General features: G+C 68.9%; 19 protein-coding genes and 1 tRNA gene. 8 read left to right on the forward strand and 12 right to left on the reverse strand.

Going from position 1 to position 20,515, the window contains the following annotated elements:
• Together IZR01_RS21575 and IZR01_RS21580 are read right to left on the reverse strand one after the other, a co-directional pair.
• The coding region (locus IZR01_RS21575) for a hypothetical protein (RefSeq protein WP_194924908.1) at positions 1-219 on the reverse strand (219 nt) is incomplete at its 3' end.
• A 158-nt stretch (positions 220-377) separates the two neighbouring features.
• Positions 378-692 carry a DMT family transporter gene (locus IZR01_RS21580; RefSeq protein WP_194924909.1) on the reverse strand — a complete coding sequence of 105 codons (315 nt, stop codon included), beginning with the start codon at positions 690-692 and terminating at the stop codon, positions 378-380.
• A gap of 225 nt (positions 693-917) precedes the next feature.
• Here IZR01_RS21580 and cmk point away from each other — a divergent pair, with 225 nt between their 5' ends.
• From cmk to IZR01_RS53395, 5 genes are all read left to right on the forward strand, one after another.
• On the forward strand, positions 918-1,646 hold the full coding sequence (gene cmk / locus IZR01_RS21585; protein WP_194924910.1) for a (d)CMP kinase: 729 nt from the start codon (positions 918-920) through the stop codon (positions 1,644-1,646).
• A 14-nt stretch (positions 1,647-1,660) separates the two neighbouring features.
• Complete coding sequence (locus IZR01_RS21590) at positions 1,661-2,446, forward strand: lysophospholipid acyltransferase family protein (protein ID WP_194924911.1); 786 nt, start codon at positions 1,661-1,663, stop codon at positions 2,444-2,446.
• Positions 2,447-2,530: 84 nt separating this feature from the next.
• Positions 2,531-4,021: a ribosome biogenesis GTPase Der gene (der, locus tag IZR01_RS21595; RefSeq protein ID WP_194898703.1), complete on the forward strand. Its 1,491-nt coding sequence runs from the start codon at positions 2,531-2,533 to the stop codon at positions 4,019-4,021.
• Between the two features lie 132 nt (positions 4,022-4,153).
• Positions 4,154-4,227, forward strand: a tRNA-Pro gene (locus IZR01_RS21600).
• A 349-nt stretch (positions 4,228-4,576) separates the two neighbouring features.
• Positions 4,577-5,923 carry a tyrosine-type recombinase/integrase gene (locus IZR01_RS53395; RefSeq protein WP_194924912.1) on the forward strand — a complete coding sequence of 449 codons (1,347 nt, stop codon included), beginning with the start codon at positions 4,577-4,579 and terminating at the stop codon, positions 5,921-5,923.
• Between the two features lie 49 nt (positions 5,924-5,972).
• Here IZR01_RS53395 and IZR01_RS21610 read toward each other — a convergent pair whose 3' ends face one another.
• The 4 genes from IZR01_RS21610 to IZR01_RS21625 form a co-directional block, all read right to left on the reverse strand.
• The gene (locus IZR01_RS21610; RefSeq protein ID WP_228555888.1) at positions 5,973-6,284 is read right to left on the reverse strand and encodes a helix-turn-helix domain-containing protein; all 312 of its coding nucleotides are present in this window, start codon (positions 6,282-6,284) and stop codon (positions 5,973-5,975) included.
• A gap of 1,359 nt (positions 6,285-7,643) precedes the next feature.
• Positions 7,644-10,013 carry a TOTE conflict system archaeo-eukaryotic primase domain-containing protein gene (locus IZR01_RS21615; protein WP_438939702.1) on the reverse strand — a complete coding sequence of 790 codons (2,370 nt, stop codon included), beginning with the start codon at positions 10,011-10,013 and terminating at the stop codon, positions 7,644-7,646.
• Positions 10,014-10,198: 185 nt separating this feature from the next.
• Positions 10,199-10,411 (reverse strand): hypothetical protein, encoded by a 213-nt coding sequence (locus tag IZR01_RS21620; RefSeq protein WP_194924914.1) that lies wholly within the window; start codon positions 10,409-10,411, stop codon positions 10,199-10,201.
• Positions 10,412-10,932: 521 nt separating this feature from the next.
• Positions 10,933-11,472, reverse strand: coding sequence for a hypothetical protein (locus IZR01_RS21625; RefSeq protein ID WP_194894621.1), 540 nt, complete (start codon positions 11,470-11,472; stop codon positions 10,933-10,935).
• Positions 11,473-11,518: 46 nt separating this feature from the next.
• On the opposite strand from IZR01_RS21625, the gene IZR01_RS21630 reads away from it, so the two are divergent.
• Positions 11,519-12,439: a tyrosine-type recombinase/integrase gene (locus IZR01_RS21630; protein WP_194894620.1), complete on the forward strand. Its 921-nt coding sequence runs from the start codon at positions 11,519-11,521 to the stop codon at positions 12,437-12,439.
• 299 nt (positions 12,440-12,738) lie between these two features.
• Positions 12,739-13,032, forward strand: coding sequence for a hypothetical protein (locus IZR01_RS21635; protein WP_194894619.1), 294 nt, complete (start codon positions 12,739-12,741; stop codon positions 13,030-13,032).
• A gap of 410 nt (positions 13,033-13,442) precedes the next feature.
• On the opposite strand, the gene IZR01_RS21640 is transcribed toward IZR01_RS21635, so the two are convergent.
• The 5 genes from IZR01_RS21640 to IZR01_RS53400 all read right to left on the reverse strand — a co-directional run bounded on the left by IZR01_RS21640 (position 13,443) and on the right by IZR01_RS53400 (position 19,655).
• On the reverse strand, positions 13,443-13,835 hold the full coding sequence (locus tag IZR01_RS21640) for a hypothetical protein (RefSeq protein ID WP_194894618.1): 393 nt from the start codon (positions 13,833-13,835) through the stop codon (positions 13,443-13,445).
• A gap of 81 nt (positions 13,836-13,916) precedes the next feature.
• On the reverse strand, positions 13,917-15,983 hold the full coding sequence (locus IZR01_RS21645; RefSeq protein ID WP_194924915.1) for a nuclease-related domain-containing DEAD/DEAH box helicase: 2,067 nt from the start codon (positions 15,981-15,983) through the stop codon (positions 13,917-13,919).
• Positions 15,984-16,086: 103 nt separating this feature from the next.
• Positions 16,087-16,686, reverse strand: coding sequence for a hypothetical protein (locus IZR01_RS21650; protein ID WP_194894617.1), 600 nt, complete (start codon positions 16,684-16,686; stop codon positions 16,087-16,089).
• Entirely contained in the window at positions 16,677-17,003 is a 327-nt protein-coding gene (locus IZR01_RS21655) for an NAD(P)/FAD-dependent oxidoreductase (RefSeq protein WP_323746340.1), read from the reverse strand. Before IZR01_RS21655 ends, IZR01_RS21650 begins: the two co-directional genes overlap by 10 nt.
• A 438-nt stretch (positions 17,004-17,441) precedes the next feature.
• Complete coding sequence (locus tag IZR01_RS53400) at positions 17,442-19,655, reverse strand: ATP-binding protein (RefSeq protein ID WP_194894616.1); 2,214 nt, start codon at positions 19,653-19,655, stop codon at positions 17,442-17,444.
• 245 nt (positions 19,656-19,900) lie between these two features.
• On the opposite strand from IZR01_RS53400, the gene IZR01_RS21665 reads away from it, so the two are divergent.
• The gene (locus IZR01_RS21665; protein WP_194894615.1) at positions 19,901-20,113 is read left to right on the forward strand and encodes a DUF397 domain-containing protein; all 213 of its coding nucleotides are present in this window, start codon (positions 19,901-19,903) and stop codon (positions 20,111-20,113) included.
• Positions 20,114-20,118: 5 nt separating this feature from the next.
• Here IZR01_RS21665 and IZR01_RS21670 read toward each other — a convergent pair whose 3' ends face one another.
• Positions 20,119-20,514, reverse strand: coding sequence for a hypothetical protein (locus tag IZR01_RS21670; protein ID WP_194894614.1), 396 nt, complete (start codon positions 20,512-20,514; stop codon positions 20,119-20,121).
• Position 20,515 lies beyond the last annotated feature (1 nt).

A 20,515-nucleotide genomic window follows, 5' to 3' on the forward strand; every position in this document is an offset into this window, starting at 1 on the left:
TCGCAGGAGGGCTGCCACTTCGACGTCTCGACCCAGCAGACCGTCATCAACTACCTGCGCGCCCGCTTCGTCGCCCCGCCGAGCCATATGCATCCGGACCAGCAGCCCCTTGGTCCGCTCCGCGACCGCCGACCCGGTCTTCTTCCCGATCTCCGCGGCCCCGGCGTTGGCCGCCGCCTTCACCGCCCCCACCAACAGCAAAGTGGGCTCCAGCTCCATAGCCCGCGCTCCCCACATACGTCGGGTCCGTGATCAGGGTTCTGATCACGGACCCGATCGTAGCTGGCCAAGTACGTCCCGTGACATCCTCGGCGCGCGGCCGCGAGCCGTCAGCGCGGCGATCAGCGCAGTACTCGGTGCAGTTCTCGGTCCAGTACTCAGTGCAGCATTTTGAGACCAATCACACATCCGACGATCCCGGCCAGCAGCAGCACCTTCCCCACCGACACCGTCTCGCCGTCGAACACCATCCCGTAGGCCACCGTCAGCACCGCGCCGATGCCCACCCAGACGGCATAGCCGGTGCCGACCGGGAGCGTGCGCAGCGCGTAGGCCAGCCCCGCCATGCTCAACAGCACGCCCAGGCCGAAGACGGCGGTCGGGCCCAGCCGGTGCAGGCCCTCGGACTTGCCCAACGCGGTCGCCCAGACCGCTTCCATGCGCCCCGAGACGACCAGGACGATCCAGTCCACTGCCGTACACCTCGCCTTCCGATCGCCGATGCCGCCAAAGTCCTCGAAAAAACGCATCGGCGGTGTTCGCGCGCCAAGCACGCGAACCACCGCCGAATATCCGATGACCCATCCAATCAACCCCGGGCCGCTCGGGGCTAATGGGAAACCCGTGAGCCCGGCCACCAGATACTCTTGATGGGCCGCAGGTCCCGGTCGCTGATCACGTCGCTTGGAGTCAACCGCATGCCGCTGCCCAGCCAGCACACCCTGTCCCGGATGGTCGTCGCGATCGACGGTCCGTCGGGGTCGGGCAAGTCGAGCGTGTCGCGCGGGGTCGCCGCGCGCCTGGGGCTGCGCTACCTGGACACCGGCGCGCAGTACCGGGCGATGACCTACTGGATGCTGCAGAACAAGATCGACACCACCGACCCGGCCGCGGTGGCGGCCGACGCCGGGGCGCCGGCGATCGGCTCGGGGACCGATCCGGCGGCGCCGGCGATCAGCGTGGACGGGCACGACGTGGCGGTGGCGATCCGGGAGGCCGACGTCACCGGCGCGGTGAGCGCGGTGGCGGCGGTGCCGGAGGTGCGGGCCCGGCTGATCGCGCTGCAACGGGAGCTCATCGGGGCCGGCGGGATCGTGGTCGAGGGCCGGGACATCGCCTCGGTGGTGGCCCCGGACGCCGGCGCCAAGATCTACCTGACCGCCTCCGAAGACGCCCGGGCCGCCCGCCGCAACACCGAGAACGGCGGCGGGGCCGGGACCGTGGCGGCCACCCGCGAGGCGCTGACCCGCCGCGACAGCGTCGACAACCGGACCAACACGCTGGAAGCGGCGCCGGGGGCGGTGGTGGTCGACGCCACCGAGCTGACCCTGGAGCAGGTGATCGACCAGGTCGCCGGCATCGTCATCCACGCGGCCCAGGGCTCCGCGCCGAACGCCGCCTCCCAAGGGGTGGGACTCACCAGATGAAGGTTCTCCGAGACATGCCGCACCGACCGTCGGTCCCCTGGCGCGGCCGGGTCGCCGACGCCACGCGCGGCCCAGGCCCAGGCCCAGTCCCGAGCCCAGGCCACGACCGGGACCGGGACCGGTCCGCCGGCCCGCACAACCACACGCCGCCCAGCGCGCGCGGCGCCAAGCGCGCCCACCGCATCGGCGTACCGCTGATGCACTCGCTGTGGCACGTCACCCAGCACAACACCGAGAACGTCCCGACCGACGGCCCGCTGCTGCTGGCCGGCAACCACACCGGCTTCCTGGACGGCCCGCTGATCGCCGGCGTGGCGCCGCGACCGGTGCACTTCCTGGTCAAGAAGGAGATGTTCGTCGGCCCGCTGGGCCCGATACTGCTGGCGTTGGGGCAGATCCCGGTCGACCGGGACCACCCGGACCGCGCGGCGATCCAATCCGCGCTGGCCACCCTGCGCTCCGGCGGCGTCCTGGGGGTGTTCCCCGAGGGCACCCGCACCACCGGGGAGTTCGAGTCGGTACACAACGGCCTGGCCTACTTCGCGCTGGCCACCGGTGCCCCGATCCTGCCGGTGGCCTGCCTGGGCACGGCTACCAACGGCAAGACGGTCGGCTCGCTGCCGACCCCGCGCTCCCACCTGGACCTGGTGTACGGAACACCGGTGACGCTGGCGGAGTTGACCCAGGGGTCCGAGGGCCTGGGCCGGCGGCAGAAGATCGCCGCCATCAGCGAGGACCTGCGGGTCCGCCTGGCGGCGCACGTGCAGTACGCCAAGCAGCTCACCGGGCGCGACAATTAGACACAGCCGGACCCGGCGGCCCCGCCTGCGTGCGGGGCCGCCGGCACGGCAGCACGCTTCCACTGAAGACACGAGGAATCCCTGATGCAGCCCGAGACCGAGGACTACACTCCCGGCGACGTCGCCGAAGCCGAAACCGGCGCCGGCGGCGTCACCGCCGAGGAGTACTTCGACGAGGACTTCGACTACGAGGCCTACGCCGAAGGACTCGACTCGGAGGACTGGGAACGCGGTGAGGGCGAGGGTGTCCGGCTGCCGGTGCTGGCCGTCGTCGGCCGCCCCAACGTCGGCAAGTCCACGCTGGTCAACCGCATCCTGGGCCGCCGCGAGGCCGTGGTGCAGGACGTGCCCGGCGTCACCCGCGACCGGGTGTCCTACGACGCGCACTGGAACGGCCGCCGCTTCACGCTGGTCGACACCGGCGGCTGGGAACGGGACGTGGAGGGCATGGCCAAGGCCGTCGCCTTCCAGGCCGAGGCCGCCATCAACGCCGCCGACGCGGTGATGTTCGTGGTGGACGCCACAGTCGGCATCACCGACACCGACGAAGCGGTGGTCCGGGTCCTGCGCCGGGCCGGCAAGCCGGTGGTACTGGTCGCGAACAAGGTGGACGACGAGCGCACGGAGGCCGAGGCCGCGGCACTGTGGAACCTGGGCCTGGGCGAGCCCCACCCGGTCTCGGCCCTGCACGGCCGCGGCTCCGGCGACCTCCTGGACGCGGTCCTGGAGGCCCTCCCGCAGACCCCGGCGGTCCGCTTCGGCGCGCTGATGGGCGGCCCCCGCCGCGTGGCCCTGGTCGGCAAGCCCAACGTCGGCAAGAGCTCACTGCTGAACAAACTGGCCGGCGAGGAACGCGTAGTCGTCGACGCCACCGCCGGCACCACCCGCGACCCGGTGGACGAACTGATCGAACTGGGCGGCAAAACCTGGCGCTTCGTCGACACCGCAGGCATCCGCCGCCGCGTCAACCAAACCTACGGCGCCGACTTCTACGCCTCCCTGCGCACCCAGGGCGCCATCGAGAAGGCCGAAGTCGCAGTAGTCCTGGTCGACGCCAGCGACTCCCTGACCGAACAGGACCTCCGCATCATCACCATGGTCGCCGAAGCCGGCCGAGCCCTGGTCATCGCCTACAACAAGTGGGACCTCATGGACGAGGAACGCCGCTACTACCTGGAACGCGAAATCGAACGCGACCTGGTCCAAGTCCGCTGGGCCCCCCGCGTCAACCTAGCCGCCCGCACCGGCCGCCACGTCGACAAGCTAGTCCCGGCCCTGGAACAGGCCCTGGAAGGCTGGGGAACCCGCGTCCCCACCGGCAAACTCAACGCCTTCCTCGGCACCCTGGTAGCCGAGCACCCGCACCCCCTCCGCGGCGGCAAACAACCCCGCATCCTGTTCGGCACCCAGGCCGCCACCCGCCCACCCCGCTTCGTCCTATTCGCCAGCGGCTTCATCGAAGCCGGCTACCGCCGCTTCATCGAACGCCGCCTGCGCGAGGAGTTCGGCTTCGTCGGCTCCCCGATCCAAATCTCGGTCAAGGTCCGCCAGAAGAACAAGGACCGCAAGAAGTAGGACGGCGAGAAGCAGGACCGCGGAAAACAGGACCACAGGAACCAGGACGACGCGCCACCCCGGGGGACGCTAACCGATGTGATTCGCAGGCCCCGGGTGCGGTATGGTCTTCCTGCCCGCTGATGCGGGCGGCGGGCTGTAGCGCAGCTTGGTAGCGCACCTGACTGGGGGTCAGGGGGTCGCAGGTTCAAATCCTGTCAGCCCGACCGTCGAAACCCCTTCTGGTCTGCGGAAACGCAAATCGGAAGGGGTTTTTCCATGCCCGGAGGGCCCGTATTTGCCACCCGCGGTGACACAAAATGACACAGCAGACCGGCCGACGCGTGTCAGAGAACGAGCAGGCCGGGGCCGTAATCATTCCGTTCCCCCCAGCGCGGCGGTCGCCATGTCGACCATGCGGAGCCGGGGGCACCTGCGGACGGTCCCGCCCATGGACGAGTACCTGAGCATCAACGACCTGCGCGCCCTGCTCCGCCTCGGGCGAAGCGCGGCCTACGCCCTGACGCACAGCCCGGGGTTCCCGGACCCGGTGCGGCTGTCGAGCTCCTGTTACCGGTGGCCGCGGCCGGCGGTGGAGGCGTTCCTGGCATCCAGGACGATCCCCTCGACGCCGGGGCGGGGCCGCCGCGTGAAGGACAAGAGGCCGGCCGACCCCGACATCATCGTGACCCCCCCGAGGGGATCACCATCTACCCGCCGCGCAACGAGGACGAGGACTGGCGGGCCCTGTTCTACGACCTGGACGACAAGCGTCGCTTCCGCCGGGCCCGCGACGAGGAGACGCTGGCGGCAAAGCTGGAGCCGGTGAAGGCGCGCCTGTCCTTCGAGGCGACGCTGACCGAGGAGCTCGGCGCGGCCCTGGTCACGCGCTACCTGTCGGCCGACCGGCACCCCGTCGGCAAGGGTTGGGCGCCGTCGTATGCGTCCAAGCAGCGCCGGTACTGCGAGAACTACATCCTCCCGGTGATCGCCAGCGTCAAGCGCGACAAGATCCGGGTCGCGCACATGCAGGCCGCGGTCAACGCACCCAACACTGCCGACGGCGGACGGCGGGTGGCCAAGACGATCGGCTCGATAGTCAAGGCCGGGATCAAGGCGGACTACCTGACCAACCCGCGGCTGGCGATGGTGCATTGGCAGCCCGGAGACCGCGCCCGGCCCGAGCAGACGGTGTCGGTGGCCGGGCAGAGCGGCGAGTTCGTGAACGCCGACGAGATCCCCGGCCACGAGTCGGTCGCAGCCCTCGGGTCGTCGATGATCCGCAAACGCCTGGCCCCGTGGTGGCACGAGCTGATGCCGTACGCGGCCGCCTACAGCGGCCTGCGCATCGGCGAGCTACTCGCCTTGGAGGCGAGTTATGCCGCGGTGCTGCGGCGGACCATCTCCGTAGCCTGGCAGGTCATCGAGGTCGACGGCAAGTTGCTGCGTGTCCCGCCCAAAGGCGGCAAGCGGCGCACCACGATCTACCCGGCCGAGACGCCAACCGGCTATCGGCTCGCGGAGGCGATGCGCAGGCGGGCCGAGGAGGCCGTCACCGAGCAGGTGGAGGGGCGCAACCCGATGGGCCTGATGTTCCCTGCGCCGCGCGGGCACTTCTGGCCGTCGAACTTCGACAACCGCGTCGCAGTCCCCGCCTGCCGCTTGGCGCGCTGGCGGGACGCCGAGGACCGGCGGGTGTGGACGTGGCATTCGATGCGCCACCTGTTCTGCACCACGGCGCTCAACGACTGGGGCCTGGACGTCACCGACGTCGCGGCCCTGGCCGGCCACTCCAGCACGAGGATTACCATCGAGATGTATCTCGGCAGCGTCGCAGGAACGCTGCAGCGGGCGTTCGACAAGACCGGCGCCGCACAGTTCCCCGACAAGCCGGGTTCCGAAGACCGGATCTGCCGGATCTAAGAACGCTCAGGGCCGCGCCGTCAACCGACGTGCGGCGCGGCCCGCTTCCTCATCCGGGTTCTGACGCGGATCCGTTCACGGCACCCTTCGACCATCCTGGACCGAAGAGGTCAGCCGGTGAGATGCCGAGCCCGTCGGCGATCTTCAGGAGCGTCGGCACCCCGGCGTTCCGGCGTCCATGCTCGATGTAGATCAAACCGCGGAAGCTCAGGTCGCTGCGATGGGCGAGTTCTTCGAGACTGAGGTCCTGTTCCTCCCGCAGCTGCCGGATACGCAGGCCGAGTTTCAGAAGACGCGGCTCGGGCGAATCGCCAGTTGAGGACACGTGTCGACTGAAACGGCGCAATGATCGAAGAACCATGAACAGCTGTGCATAATCGCTTCAGGGCAACTGCCCTCGCGACGGCTCGGGGCGCGGTCGAACCACACGAAAGACACACCCGCCATGAGCAATCACAGGCCGCTGCCGACCTGGATCCGGCCGACCCAGCGCAGATCGCACACTGATACCGACCTCGAGCGGCATGTGTTGGTTTCGGGTCACGCCGCCGCTGCCGCTGCAGACGGTCCAAAGCATGAATCCACGGCCGACGCGACCGGCGACCCGAACGGGCCTGCCCCACGCATGCGCACGCACCGACCCCGCCCACCGCACACCGAGTGCTCCCAGCCGCTGCGACGTACTGGACATCGTGGGCGGGAGGCGCAACGTAAACGGGGTCCGGGGCGGCAGTGATCGGGCACGTCAAGTGCCGGGACATCGAGACCTGGCACATGCAGCAGATCGTGAACGGCGCGAACACCTCGAAAACGGGGGACCGCATGCGCATGTTCAATCTCCGGGCTGGTCAACGCCGGGGTGGCCGCGGAATACCTGACCGACCCGCTACTGGCGAACATGCACTGCAGGTCGGCGACCGGCCCCGCCCGCTGCGGCGGGCCAAGCTGGCCGGGCAGTGCCGAAGCTACATCGATCCGAAGCTCCTCCTCATGCGTATGCTGCTGAAGATGGCCTACGAGCGGAACCCGCTTCGGGCCACGTCAAGGACGCCCACATCGAGGTCGCAGTCGGCGCATGTCCGTGAGGGCGACCCGTTCTGTACTGTCGCTGGAGGAGAACCCCAGTCGTTGTCCGTCCGGTACTGGCAATCAAAGCGTTGCGGGCGACGTCATGACCGTGCTACTGCGATCCGGCCGGTCTGTCGCATGCGAGAGGCCCCACGTGGACGTCTCCTGGCTTGGGGAGGGCTGGAGCGTCGACGCTCGGCGTCGTTGAAGTCTCCTCGCGCTTGAATGTCGGCCAGCGGATGCTTGGCGCGGCCGGAGTCCCGATCGGGGTCCGGTGTCTTAGTGTGTCCGAAGACGCACTCCAGGATTCCGGCGATCGTGCCCGGGTAGGTTTCTGCGTAATGCGAATGTTCGAGTGTCCGACCAGTTTGGCGACGTCGCTCAGGGCGAGGTTCTGTACCCCTAAGCGGCGGGTGTGGAAGATGGACCAGCCGGTATCCCCTGGTACTGGGAGGTCGAACTCGACTCGCCGGCCGCTTGGGACATTACCGCAGTACAGGCGTACGAGCTGGCGATAGTCCCCGCTGCCAGACTCGCGGTCAAGCCACTGCGCCCTGCGGCGACCTTCCGCCTGCTGTTGACGGATGATCCTTCCGCCCCGGTCGACGAGAACGACTCGGTGCGGTGGTTGCTCGTCCGCAGGCGATCGCCCTCAACGAAGACCGCTGCCAGGTCCGGAGCGGTAGCCTGTGGGAGGGCATTGATCCTCCACACGGTGTGCGTCGCGGTATGCCTGCCGCAGGTCGGCGCTGATCCGGCCGCGCAGAGAAACCGGGATGTTCGCAGCGTGGGCCCAGGCACGCACTTCGGAGGCAGTGGGTTCGGTGTGTTCGGCGGGTCCAGGTCGTCCAGGGTGTGGTGCAGCGGTGACCGGCACGGCCGGTCGTCGGGTGGCGGCTGTGGATCGAGGGGCGCTCGTGACAGTGAAGCCTCGCTTTTCCAACAGACGCCGGCGCTTGTGGTGGTTGCGCTCCAGCCTCGGCACCGCGGCATCGAGGTAGTCGTGGACTTCGATGTTGGTCTTGCCGGGGCCAGTGCGCATGATCCGCCCGACCTGTTGGATGACGCGCCCTTTGAACGACACGGGGTTCATCAGGAACAGTGCGTCCAGATCGGCGTCGAGCCCTTCGCCTGCGATCTTGTCGATGGCCAGGACGACCAGCGGGCCGAGGTGGGCCGCCGACATGGCGGAGCGAACGCGGGTGCGCTCGGCTGGCGGCAGTCCGCCATGCAGCTGCATGGCTGCGACGCCGTGCATACTCAAAGCGTCGGCAACGGCGGCGAGGTGTTCGACGCGGTTGGCCAGCGCCAGGACGCGTCGTCCGCGAACGTGGGCGTCGGCAAGGTGGGCGGCGATCAGGGCATTGCGGTCCGGATCGGCGGCGAGTTCGGAGTACACGGCCTGGATGGCGGCGCCGTCGGTGCCAGTCTCGGCGGTGCGGAAAGCTGTGGGATGCACGATCAGGTGCTTGGCCAGGGGGTTGGTGTCGTCGGCTTCGTGGCGGATCGGCCCGAGCAACATGGTGATCAGGGGGTCCATCGAGTCGGCGCGATATGGGGTGGCTGACAGGCCGATCCAACGGCCGACCTTGGCGGCTTGGAGGACGGCCTCGGCCGCGGGTGCGGCGACGCAGTGGCACTCGTCGACGATCACCAAACCGTAGTCGTCGAGCAGGTGCTCGGCAGCGTCGCGGCGGGCCAGGGACTGCAGCATGACGACATCCACGGCAAAGCCGCGGCGATCCTTCCCGGCCCCGAGAGTTCCGACGGCCGTACCGGGCAGGTCGAGGAACTGGCGCAGCCGCTCAGTCCACTGGGCCACGAGTTCGGCCCGGTTCACCACGATCGCGGTCCTCTGTCGATAGTGTTCGATCAAGGCGCAGGCCACCACCGTCTTACCGAAGCCCGTGGGAGCCTGCAGCACGCCGGCGTCGTGGGCACTCATAGCCTTGACGGCGCGTTGTTGCGGTTCGGTGAGGGTGCCGGTGAAGCGGGGGTCGATCTCGGTCTGGCAGGGCAGTTCATCGGTGACGGCCAACTCACCTCCGGCCGCAGCGATCAGTTTCGCCGCCTCGTCGCGCAGCCCGCGGGGCACAACGATGTAGTCGGGGTCGGTGTCGTTGAACCGGCGGATCAGGCGTGGCTCGTTCCAGGTGGAAAACCGCTGGGCCTGTTTGCGGAAGAACTCGGGGTTGAAGAACGAGGACGCGTGCTTGATCGCGGCGAGCAGTTGGGGCGCCATGCCGACGGTGGCGATCGTGAGCATGGCTCCGGATCGGGCGTGGACGACTGCCGGGGCTTTTCCGAGTTGGCTGCGGCGCGGCCGGGCCGGCATCGGGGAGTCGGCCGGTGCAGGTCCAGCGTCGATCTGGCCCAGATGCTCGGCCAACTCAGCCGCGCGCAGCGGCGACAGCCTTTCGGCGGCGGCCAGATAGGCGAACTGGTCGCCGTGGACCGCCCAGGTGCCGGGATCGACGAACACGCAGGTCCCGGCGGCGCGGGATCTGCCATGCAGCGGCAACGCAATCAGGTTCCCGAATCGGAATCCGCCCTTGGCGTTGACCGGGAGGAAGTCCTGAGCCGGGAACAGCCGGTCGTAGCTGTTCAACGACATGCCGGGGCGGGCGCCGATCGCCTGTCGTACCAAACCCAGGCCCATCGCGCGCGCGGTCGCCGCGTCCACGGGGCCTTCGAAGAAGATCCACACGTGGGCTCCGGCGCCGGAGCGGCTGATCTCGACATGCGCCGGGACGGCGTGCGCGCGGCAAGCGGCGTGGAACGCCACCGCGTCGTCGCGCCAATCCGAGCCGTCCTTGCCGTCGAAATCCGCGACCAGCAGCTGGCAGCGGTCGTCAGCCAGCATCGGGTAGAGCCCGGCATGCAGGTCTTCGCGGTCGGGCTCGCCAGCCTGTCGGCTCAGGTGTTTGAACAGCACCTGGTCGGTCAGCGGGAAGAACGTGCGCTGGGCATCAGTGAGGTTCTTGTTGTACGGGTCTGCCTGGGCCGGGCTCGGTACCCGCAGAGCACTGCGAGCTGGGCGGCTGCGTTCGGCGTCTCATCGATCCGTTCAGCGCCAGCCACTGCTCGAAGCAGCTCCAGCGCTTCGGCTTCGGGAAGCGCTGACAGATCCATCCGGGCCGCGCCCTCGCGAGCTGTGAGCCCGGCCAAGCGGCTGCGACTCGTGATCACTGTGGCGCAACCGTCCGATCAGGGTAAGAGCGCCCGCACCTGTTCGGCGTCGGCGGCGTTGTCCAGCACGATCAGGATCCTGCGCTCGGCCAGCAGCGACCGATACAGCGCGGCCTTGGCATCGGTGGCCGCAGGAATGTGTCCGGGCGGGACGTTCAGCGCTCGTAGGAAACCGTCCAGTACCCAGTCCGTCGACAGTGGTGGGCCAGCGTCGTATCCGCGCAGGTTCACGAACAAGTCGCCGTCGGGGAACTAGGCTCGGGTTCGGTGTGCCCAATGCAGTGCCAGCGCGGTCTTTCCCGAGCCCGGACCGCCGGCGATCACGGCGATTCCCGGTCCGGCTTCGGCAGCGTGCCGGTCAAGCGCTGCAAGCTCAGCCGAACGGTTCACGAACGACGCCACTCGCGCGGACAGCTGCCGCGGGACTGGACCCCAGGACGTCGGCGCGTGGAAATGAACGCCACCGGCGATGGACCGTGCTTGGATCACATGTCCCGAGACCCTCCCCGAAATCTCGTTCGCGGTAGCACCACCGACTTGGCCGATGGGCTGGTCCTCAGGTTCGGCACGCGACACGAATCCCCTTTCGTCGTGGTAGGCGCTACGAGAACGATCAAATTCTGTCACGGACAGAGGAGCATCAGAACCCTCACACCTGATGCGCCAAGTCGTCGACGAGACGATCGCGTTCACCAAGATTGGCCAGAGGGCGAATCTCAGGGTCCCGGATGGACCTACCTGGCAGAATGCAATCAGCCTGGTCCGTATGGGCTCCAACGTCCCAGAAAGGGCTTCAGGTCGTCGTTCGTCAGCGCCGGCGGATCCGGCATGGTGGGGAGGCCGCTCAAAGGGTCAAGTGTCATGATGTACGCCTTCACGAAGATCATCCACTCTTGGGCCTTCTTCACTCCAGGATCCTCGTCCGCCACCGCCTGCGCGACACGGGCATCGACCGCAGCCAAGTATTCGCGAAGCCGTTCAGCCTCGCGCCACTGTTTGTGCTGTTTCTCAAGGGTCTTGATATAGAACGCTAAGGTTGCCGCCTCCCTGGCTTTCGCCATCGCCGCTTGCCACTGCTGGCGTCGCTCGTCCTCCGCTTGTTGTTCGTCGATCTTCCGCTGGGCCGCCTGCCCGGCCTGAAGTTCAAGTTCCTCGAACAAGACGGCGAGCACGTCCTCGATCTTGCGTCGCTTGCCGTCCGCCCAGCGTGTCTGCCGCTTCCCGGTCTGGTATCCAGGGACCTCAAGGGCCAACGGCTCGCGCCGTGCCGGATCTGTCGCACCCGCGCTCACCTGCGCGATCGAGACGGTGAAGTGGGCGCCGTCCTACCGCGAGTCGGTGGAAGTGCTCATCAACAACCACATACTGCCGCACGCGGCCGAGCTGCGATGCGGCGACGTCACGGCAAACCTGTTGCGCGCCTTGGTGGGATCCCCCGCCAGCGCGACCACAGCGACGCGGCTGGCGGCTGTCATCGGCGGTCTCGTTCGTGCAGGACTGGACGGAGGCTTCCTGGCCGACACGTCGCTGTCCTCCGTCGACTGGCGCGACGGCATCGTCGCCGTGGGCCGGTCCGGCGGTGCCGTGCACGGGTGCTCGGCGGTATTCATCGAACCCGACCAGATTCCAGGCCATGGCGAGGTCGCCGCGCTCGCCGCAGCGCTCGCGGCCCGCCATTCCTGGCAGCTGGAGCTTGCAGTCCACCTGGCCGCATGTTCCGGACTGCGCTTCGGCGAGATGGCGGCGCTGCGTGCGAACCGTGTCGATGCGGAGGCCAGAGCGATTCAGGTTGTCGAGCAGGCTTCGGAGTTCCGTGGCAGAATCAGGCAGTCCGCGCCGAAAGGCGGCAAGGCCCGTACCACGGTCTACCCGGCGGTCACCCCGAGGGGCTACCCGCTGGGGGCGATGATCGATCGAAGGCTGCGCGAACTCGACGACGTCGGGTCGGGGAAAGGCGGCACGGCCTCGTTGGTGTTTCCCGCGCCGCGCGGCGGCTTGCTACGCGCCTCGAACTTCACACGACAGGTCCTCGGCCCTGCACGCGCCGCAGCAGGTTGGGCTGATCGAGGCAACGCGTGGACTTGGCACAGTCTGCGGCACGTGTTCTGCACCACCGCGTTGAACGACTGGCATCTGCCACTCACCGACGTCTCGATGCTCGCCGGTCACGCCACCACAGCCATCACAGCCGGGCTGTATACGAACCCGGTGAGCGGCGTCTTGTCCCGCGCGCTGCGCGCCACCGAGCGATCGCTGTAACTGCAGCGTAAGGCGCTGGGGCGTTGGCCGGATTCGGCGTGGTTCCGTTCGCGGCCGTGGTCGGACGCAGGGTCTCGAATCGCGCGCCAACTTGAGCACAGCCTGGCTCGCCGCTCTGGTGACGAACTCGATCCGACGTAGCGTCGAATTACCCGCGGCCACCGGCAGTGGGTCTGTCAAAGCTGAATTTACAGTCCCGACAGTCCCGCGCTACAGCTTCCTCGACTCCCGGACCGGCACCCCAGCCGACCGCGCCGCTCAAGTACTCCTCGTGCGCGTTCGACGGCCTGTCGTCGACCGTGTGCACCCCGACTATCACCGGGGAGGATTTCGTCGTCGGGTTCGACGCGGTCACCGGCAAGCAGCTGTGGACGTTGCCGGACACTGCGGCGAATCGGACTGCGCTGTGGGTGACGGGGGTCGGGCACGGCGCCGTCTACGGCCGCACCTACTACGGGCCGGTTGTGCTGGACGCGCACAGCGGCGTCGACCGGCAGGACTCTCCAGGCGTCGCGCCGACCGTGGTGGACGAGTATGCCGGGATCGCGCTGAACAACCCCGACAAGCTGGCCGCCTTCACCGCGACAGGATAGCCGTCCGCGTCCTCGGTCCCTGGTCCAAGTACCGACACACAGCGTGCAAGCTTCACATGCGCGTCTCGTGCGGCTGTGAGGCCACGGCACGTGGATCGGCGAGTCAGGAAGCGGGGTTCGAGGGAGGAACGTGATCACTTTCACCCAGGCGGTGGGATAGACCGCCACAGGCTGACCTGCACCCTGCCGGTATGCCTCCAGCGCGTCCACCCGCTCGCCGCCGAGCCGCAGAGCAACCGTGTCCTCGCCGAAGATGATCGCGTCGGTCTCGAAATTCGGTTGGAGCCTCCCCTTGTCGCTCGGGTCTGTGACCGTCACCTGCACTCGAATCCTGGCCCGGTCCATGTCGGTCAACTTCGAGTGAGGGCTCCTGCCTTGTGGGGAAGGAGTGAGACGGGAAGCCGTGCCGGTCACCGAGTCGGCCAGCCCGTCGCATCATCGAGGTCGTCGTCGAAGGTCGGGTGGTGGCAGACTCCGATTCGTGGCGTCACGGTCTCGTGGACTTCACCGATCTCGTTCTCGGGCCAGTACAGCCGATCCGTGCTGACGAGGAACGTCTCGCCGTTGTTGTCCTGCTTGACGACCAGGTAGCGCTGGGGCTCCCTGCCGACATCGAGGATCCCGACCCATGGCAGGTGGCGCATTTCTCCCTCCCAGCCGATCTCCTTGGCCGCGGTCTGCAGGGCGAGGACCGCCTGCAAGACCCACGCGGTGTTGTCCGGCGTCGCGTTGCGCAACCAGTCGGGCAACGCGGTCAGGCCGCCGAAGTCGTCGAGGGGGTCTACGAGGTGGTACACGAACACGGGTTGTCTCCTTGAAGGGTGCGCAGAGCTTGTCGGCGGTCGGGTCAGAGGGTGTCGGTGCCGCAACGCCGGGCGTCTTGGCTAGCTGGCCGGCGGCCGGATGGAGCCGAGCCAGAGGGTGTCGCGGGCGCGGGTCATGGCGACGAACAGTTGGCGGCGGATGAGTTCGCTGCGTTCTGAGGCCGCGCCGGAGTATCCGGCCTGATCGCGCAGCAGCGTGTCGTGGATGGGCAGGAACACGTGCTTGAACTCCAGGCCTTTGACACGGTGGAACGTGCCGACCTTGCAGCCGTCGCCGGAGGCTCCGTCGTAGCGTTCCAGGCGCTGGACCGGGGTCCCGGCCTTGGCCAGCAGGCGCAGGTAATACTCGACGTCCTTCGTCCTCGCGCACAGCACCGCGGCGTCCGCGATGCCGTCGCCCAGGTCCCGCAGCGCTTCGAGCAGCAGCCTGTCGTGTTCGGCCTCGGTGGGGGCTTGCACGTGGACGACGGCGCCGTCCCGATAAGTGGTCTCCACGTCCCGGCGGCCGGCGGCGCGGGTCTCGTCGACGTCTTCGAAGGCGTCGTCGGCGACGACCGCCATCGCCGTCTTCCAGATCTGTTCGGCGTTGCGATAGTTGGTGCGCAGTACCACCCCGCGGGCCCCCGCGATGGCGATCCCCGCCTCCGACAGGCGGTATCCGCCGGGATAGACGGCCTGCTGGCCGTCGCCGACGAGCAGCAGCCCGTTGGGGGCGTCGCCGACCAGGGCGTGCAGGAGCCGGACGCCGACCAGGGTGAGGTCCTGGACCTCGTCGACGACGACTGCCGAGTAGCGGCGGGTGGTGCGGCCGTCGGCGACCGCAGCCGCCGCGAGGGCCAGGACGTCGTTGAAGTCGTGGACACCGTCCTCGGTGCGCAGCTGCTCGTAGTGCTCGAACAGCGCCCACACGGCTTCGCGGTGCTCGGCCCGCAGCATCGTGCCCCGGCCGCGCCGCTCGATGGCAAGGTACTGCTTGAGGTCGGTCAGGCCGCGGCCTTTGATGACGTACTCGACCTCGTCACTCCAGTAGTTGGGGTTGGCCTCCAGCCGTGGCAGGACGCTCTCCCTCCCGGTTCGATACCACGCCCGGGACATCAAACTTCCGGCCCGGTCGCCATGCAGCCGCACCGGGACATTCGCCTCGGTGAGCAGTTCACGGGCCAGGTTGTGCAGGCTGGTGAACTCGATCCGGTCGACGGTGGCCGGGGCGAAGCACTCCACCAGGGTGCGGCCGATCCGGGGCAGGTTGTTCGCGAACGTCACATAGAGCACGCGGTGCGGGCTGTGCTGGGCCAGGTGCACGGCGCGGTGCAGCCCGACGACGGTCTTCCCGGTACCGGCCGGGCCGCTGATCCGCGCGGGACCAGTGAACCGGCGCTTGACCAGCGCGGCCTGGTCGGGGTGCAGGAACGTCATCCAGCCCTCGATCGGCGCGGCCAGCGCCGAGCGCAGCGTGGCGTCAGCGATCTCCTCGACGTCGAACAGCGTCGCCGCCTCGGCGATGCTGCCGGCCGCCTGGGCCCCGGGTATGTCGATCGCCGTGGGTTCGTAGGCGGGGAACACTTCCTCCAGGTGGTCGGCGACCGCTCGGACCTGCGCCGGCGTTAGCCGGCGGGGCAGAGTGACAAATGCGCGCGCGATGTCCAGCTGCCCGAGCAGCAGCACCCGGCCCAAGCTGTCATCCAGCCGGTGGCCGCAGAACGCCAGGACCGGCTGCACGGCGACCGGAGCCAGGCCCAGGCTCGCGACCGCGTCCTCAGCGATCCGCGCCTGCGCGAGGATCTTCCCGATCTCGCCGTGCCAGTCCTTGTCGCCGGCCACCAGCCGGCCGCTGGACACCGACGGCATGGCCCGCCAGTTCTTGACGTCGATCACGAACACCCCGCCGGGACCGATCAGGATCATGTCGACGTTCGCCGCGCGGGTGCCGGGCCACTGCCGATCCACCAGCAGCCGCCACCCCCGCCCAGTCAAGGTCAGAAGGGTCTCGGCGACCAGCCGTTCGGAGGCCTCGGCCGCGTCGAAGCGACCGGCGCGGTCGCGGGCGGCCTTAGCCATCCGGGCCAGCGCGAAGGCCTCCTCCCGCGCCTTGCGTGCGCCCGACGCCGCTGATCCTCCCGCTGGCATGCCACCTCCACGTTCGCAAAATCCTTATATACCATAGCGATAGTACGGAGCGCGTCCGGTACAACCGTTTGCCGTGGCCGATCCGGCTCGGCATCCGCTGGGCTCAGCTGAGCATGCCGGTGACGAACAGCTGGAGGACGCTCAACAGCAGCGGCAGCGCCAGGGTGGTGGCGCCCCGGGTGACCAGCTGGGGCAGCGGGACCGGGTTCTGCGCGGCGATCTCCCGGCGCAGCTTCAAAGCCATGTCAAGCACATCGCCCCGACGCCGCAGGTCGTCCACCGAGTACTGGTCGGCGTGCAGGACGGCGTCCTGGCTCTCCTCGATCGGGGCGGCCAGGGAGTCCAGGACCTGGTTCTTCTGGTCGCCGCCGAGGCGGCGAAGCCACAGGATCGGCACCGTGGACAACACCAGCCCGCCCACAGCCAGGATCGCGATGAACACCAGGACGATCGCGCGGGCCGCGGGCGGCAGCTCGGCCTGCACCACGAACAGCGTCGGCAGGGAAATACTGCCGGCACTGAAGATCACGGCGGTGGTCCAGCAGAACTCGTGCAGCGCGCTGACGCCCGTGGGCTGCTCGGGCCGGGACGGCAGCCACTCGGCCGGGGCGCCGCCCGTCGCGGCGCGGATCATCGTGACGGCCTTGAAACAGCCCCACATCCCGTTCGCCGTCGTGAACCCCACCATGAGAATCACGACCATGCCGCCCGAGGAATGATGAAGCCGCTGGCCGGCTGGCCGCCAATATCCGGGATCGGGCTGTCGGACCGGGCTCCATTCCGGCCGAACACCGTGACGGTGTCGACTGGTGCGTACCCGTCGAACACCCCGCTCAGTCCGGCCCCTTGGAGTGCCTTCACAGCGGCCGGACCGATCCCGTCGCCGCAGGTTTTGTCCCGGGGGAAGACCGCCCGGTCGACCAGAGCGACGGTGAACCCACGCCCGGCGGCCTGGAACGCGGCGAATGCACCGGCGGGACCAGCACCGATGACGGCGATGTCGAAGACCTCGGAAGCCACCTGTCGAGTCTGGCACAGCACGCTCGGCGGCTTTCGGCGCACCACCGCCCTTCCCGTCGGGAAGGCTGCTATGCAGCTGTAGTGGTCAGACACTGAATACTGGTAGCCGTGCACTGAGCCGCCACGTCGCAGGGCATGAATAGCTCTCCCCGCACCGGCGAGGATGAGACGTCCTCATGCGGTTTCAGGAGCGAACCGATGGCGGTGTTCCTTGCAGGCGGAGGGATCCTTCGTGGTGGTCCCGATCATCTGGGGCACTCAGTACGCCCTCCATGACGCCCATCGGCTCAAACCGCCTGACAGCGCCAGCCGGACGCCCGACAGTGCCTCGTTCGCTTCGAAGCTTTGGGCGCCGACCCGTGACGTCAGCGGACTCGAGAGTCGTCCGTGCGCGTGTCAGCGGACGATTCGCCGATTTCCCTCGCCCACCGCACCGCCCTACTCGCGATCCAGCTCAGCCGTTAGCCGGGCTGCCACCCTCCGGCACTCGGCGGCCCGGTCCAGCCGGCCCATCCGCTCGCACAGCCCGGCCATATCCTCATGGGCCGCGGCCTCGCGCCGGCGATCGCCTGCGACCTGTTGGATACCCAACGCCTCGCCCAGCAGCCCGTCCGCGGCGTCCCACGCTCCGAGGTCGGCCTGGACGAAGGCCGCCTCGCGCAGCGCCTGGGCGAGGTACATGCCGTTGTCCAGCACCCGGGCACGCGCGACGGACAGCTCGGCGTTCGCCCAGGCCTCGGCGGGCCGGCCCAGCCCGCGCAGCGTCGTGCTGGTGTCCTGCAAGGCTCGCTGCTCGTCGAACCACAGACCGCGGGAACCGAACAGCGCGGCGACGTCGTCCAACAGGACCAAGGCGTCGGCATGGCGGGCCTGCGTGTTCGCGAGCGCGGCCAGGGACAGCCGACTGTAGGCCTGCTCGACGTCGGCACGGTCCTGTGCGGCGGACAACTCGGCGCGGCCGAAACGCTCAGAGGCGTCCTCCAGCCGTCCCGCGGCCCAGTCCACCAGCCCCAAGATGAGCAGTGCGCGCGCCTGGCCGGCGAGGTCGCCGATTTCCTTGCGAATATCGAACGATTCGATCAAGAACGACGCCGCCTCCTCGTTCCGTCCGCTCTGCCGGCAGGCCTTGCCGAGGCTTTCCAGAATGAGCGCCTGAGCGCCGCGGTCACCGAGCCGCCGGGCGGCAGACAGGGCGTGCTCGTTGGCGGCGAACCAATCCGCGAAGGTGTTCTCCACCTCGTAGAAGCTCATCAGCAGGGTGGCCAGCCGCCAGGTCCGCTCGTCCAGCCCGGCCTCTGCCGCGTCGCGCACAGCACCTCGCAGGTTGGCCCGTTCGCGCTCGAACCAGGCGCGGGCCCCGGACGGACCGTCGAAGGCGGGAGTCGCGAACAGCCAGGCCTGCCCGCACGGCGTAGGCCGAAGGTTGTCGCTGCCCAACGCCACCGCGGCCGCGTGGCAGTGCAGGGTGTACCAGTCAACCGTGCGGGTCAGAGCCTGCAGCCGATCCTGCGCGGTCTCGTCCCGGATGCAGCGTTCGGCGGCGAACCCGCGCAGCAGGTCATGCATCTGATAGCGGCCGCCGCCGATCTCCTGGACCAGGTGGGCGTCTTTGAGCACGCCGAGTTGGCGCCGTGCGTCGGCTTCGGCGACGCCTGCGGCCGCCGCTGCGCTTGCCGATGTGAAGTCCGGACCCGGATGCAGCCCCAGCAGGCGGAATAGGCGTGCGGATTCTGACGGCAGCCGGCGCAGTGACCACGCGAATACGCTGCGTGCCGCCTCGGTCGCGTCTCCGTCGGCGTCGTCGGCGGACAGCAGCTCCCAGCGGCGCGGCTCCTGGCGAAGTTCTGCTATCAGGTCCGGCAGGGTGCGGTTCGGGTCTGCCGCTGCGCGCTCGGCGCCGATCTGCAGCGCCAGCGGGAGCCGCACACATAGATCGGCCAGCGCGCCGAGCTGGTCCGGGGTGTCCGCGTGGGCCCGAAGCGGCGCGGAGACCTCTGTCAGGAGCATGACCGCCTCCCGGCGGGGCAGCAAGCCGAGGGTAAGCCGATGCGCCCCTTCCCGGGTGACCAGACGCTGCAGCGCGTTGCGACTGGTGACGATCACGTCGCATGCGCCGGTTCCCGGCAGGAGCGGGCGCACCTGGGCCGCGTCGGCGGCGTTGTCCAGGACGATGAGCATCCGGCGCCCGGCGGCGCGTGAGCGGAACAGCGCAGAGCTCTCCTCCAGGTCGTGGGGCACAGCGAGCGGGTCGACTCCCAGGGATCGCAGGAACCGCCACAGGACTTCCACTGGCGCCGTCGGCGGCCGGGGATCGAATCCGCGAAGGTCCACGTAGAGCTGGCCGTCGGGATAGCGGAAGAAGGCGCGGTGTGCCCAGTGGAGAACCAGCGCCGTCTTCCCGACGCCGGCGGTACCGTCCACGACCACGAGGCGCGGCCGGGTGTCGCCGTCGCCGCGCTCGACGGCGGTGTCGAGCGCGCGCTGTTCGGCGTCCCGGTTGACGAACACCCGGGGTGCCAGGGCGAGTTCGACCGGTACGACGCGTGCAACATCCGGCGGCGCGGCGATGTGCACGCCGCCGTAGATGTTGCCAGCCTGGACGGCGGCGTGTGGCGAGCCGGAGACCTCCTGGCGAGGCGGCTGGCTGTTCACCGAGCCTCCGGCGCCGAACCGACGGACGCACGCAAATGACTCAGGGTCCTGACGATCGGCGCTGGCGGAGCGTCGGACGCACCCGCTACCGTTCCGACGAAAGGGGGCGAGGCAGATGAAGGAACCGCACTACGCGGCCACACATTCGCCTGAACCTTCCGGTGCGCGCGGCGCGCGTCCCACACCGGAGGGTTCAGGACAATACGATCAGAAGCGGGTCGTCGGGTCGTCGGGTCGGGTGAGTCGTGACCGATTCCGGCGAGCTGACCTGGCGGAAGTCTTCGCAGAGTGCGAACAACCCGACGTGCGCAGAAGTGGCGTGGCCGCCGGGTGGCGACGTCCTGGTCCGGCACAGCCTGGAACCGCACGGACCCGTCCTGCGCTTCACCCGCGCGGAGTGGGACTCGTTCCTGGTGGGTGCCAAGGGCGGTGAGTTCGACGACGAAGACGCGGGCTGACCACATCACATGTGAACTCCGCCGTGAAGGTCGCCGTCGACCTGGACGAGCTTTTCGACTCTGCCGCTGTTGACGTTCCCGGTCCTCCCGACCGCCGGCGGGGCAAAGTCCTGCGTCATGCTCAGCAAGGCCTCGCAGCGATCAGGGTGGGCCCTGAGCATCGCGGCGAGGTAGCCGGCGAGATAGGCGTTCACAAGCCGCTGGTCCGCCTGGTCGACACCGAAATTCGCGATCGCACTGGAGCGTGCGTCATCGAGTTCGGCTGACGCCTCGGCGGTAGTGGCCCGGTCGCCGTGGCCCCAGCGACGGGCCAGGGCGTCGCGGGTGACCGCCCACGCGTCGCCGAGCATGGCGGTGGCAAGTTTCTGCGCTCCAGGTAGGAGCAGCGCGGAGAAGTCCATG

It is taken from the genome of Catenulispora pinisilvae, assembly GCF_015356865.1.
Lineage (GTDB): Bacteria > Actinomycetota > Actinomycetes > Streptomycetales > Catenulisporaceae > Catenulispora > Catenulispora pinisilvae.

Excerpts from the sequence above, each read along its gene's own strand:
- IZR01_RS21590 (WP_194924911.1), top strand. The coding sequence starts at position 1,661 with ATGCCGCACCGACCGTCGGTCCCCTGGCGCGGCCGGGTCGCCGACGCC.
- IZR01_RS21610 (WP_228555888.1), bottom strand. The coding sequence starts at position 6,284 with ATGGTTCTTCGATCATTGCGCCGTTTCAGTCGACACGTGTCCTCAACT.
- IZR01_RS21650 (WP_194894617.1), bottom strand. The coding sequence starts at position 16,686 with ATGGTCGTGATTCTCATGGTGGGGTTCACGACGGCGAACGGGATGTGG.
- IZR01_RS21645 (WP_194924915.1), bottom strand. The coding sequence starts at position 15,983 with ATGCCAGCGGGAGGATCAGCGGCGTCGGGCGCACGCAAGGCGCGGGAG.
- cmk (WP_194924910.1), top strand. The coding sequence starts at position 918 with ATGCCGCTGCCCAGCCAGCACACCCTGTCCCGGATGGTCGTCGCGATC.
- der (WP_194898703.1), top strand. The coding sequence starts at position 2,531 with ATGCAGCCCGAGACCGAGGACTACACTCCCGGCGACGTCGCCGAAGCC.
- IZR01_RS21670 (WP_194894614.1), bottom strand. The coding sequence starts at position 20,514 with ATGGACTTCTCCGCGCTGCTCCTACCTGGAGCGCAGAAACTTGCCACC.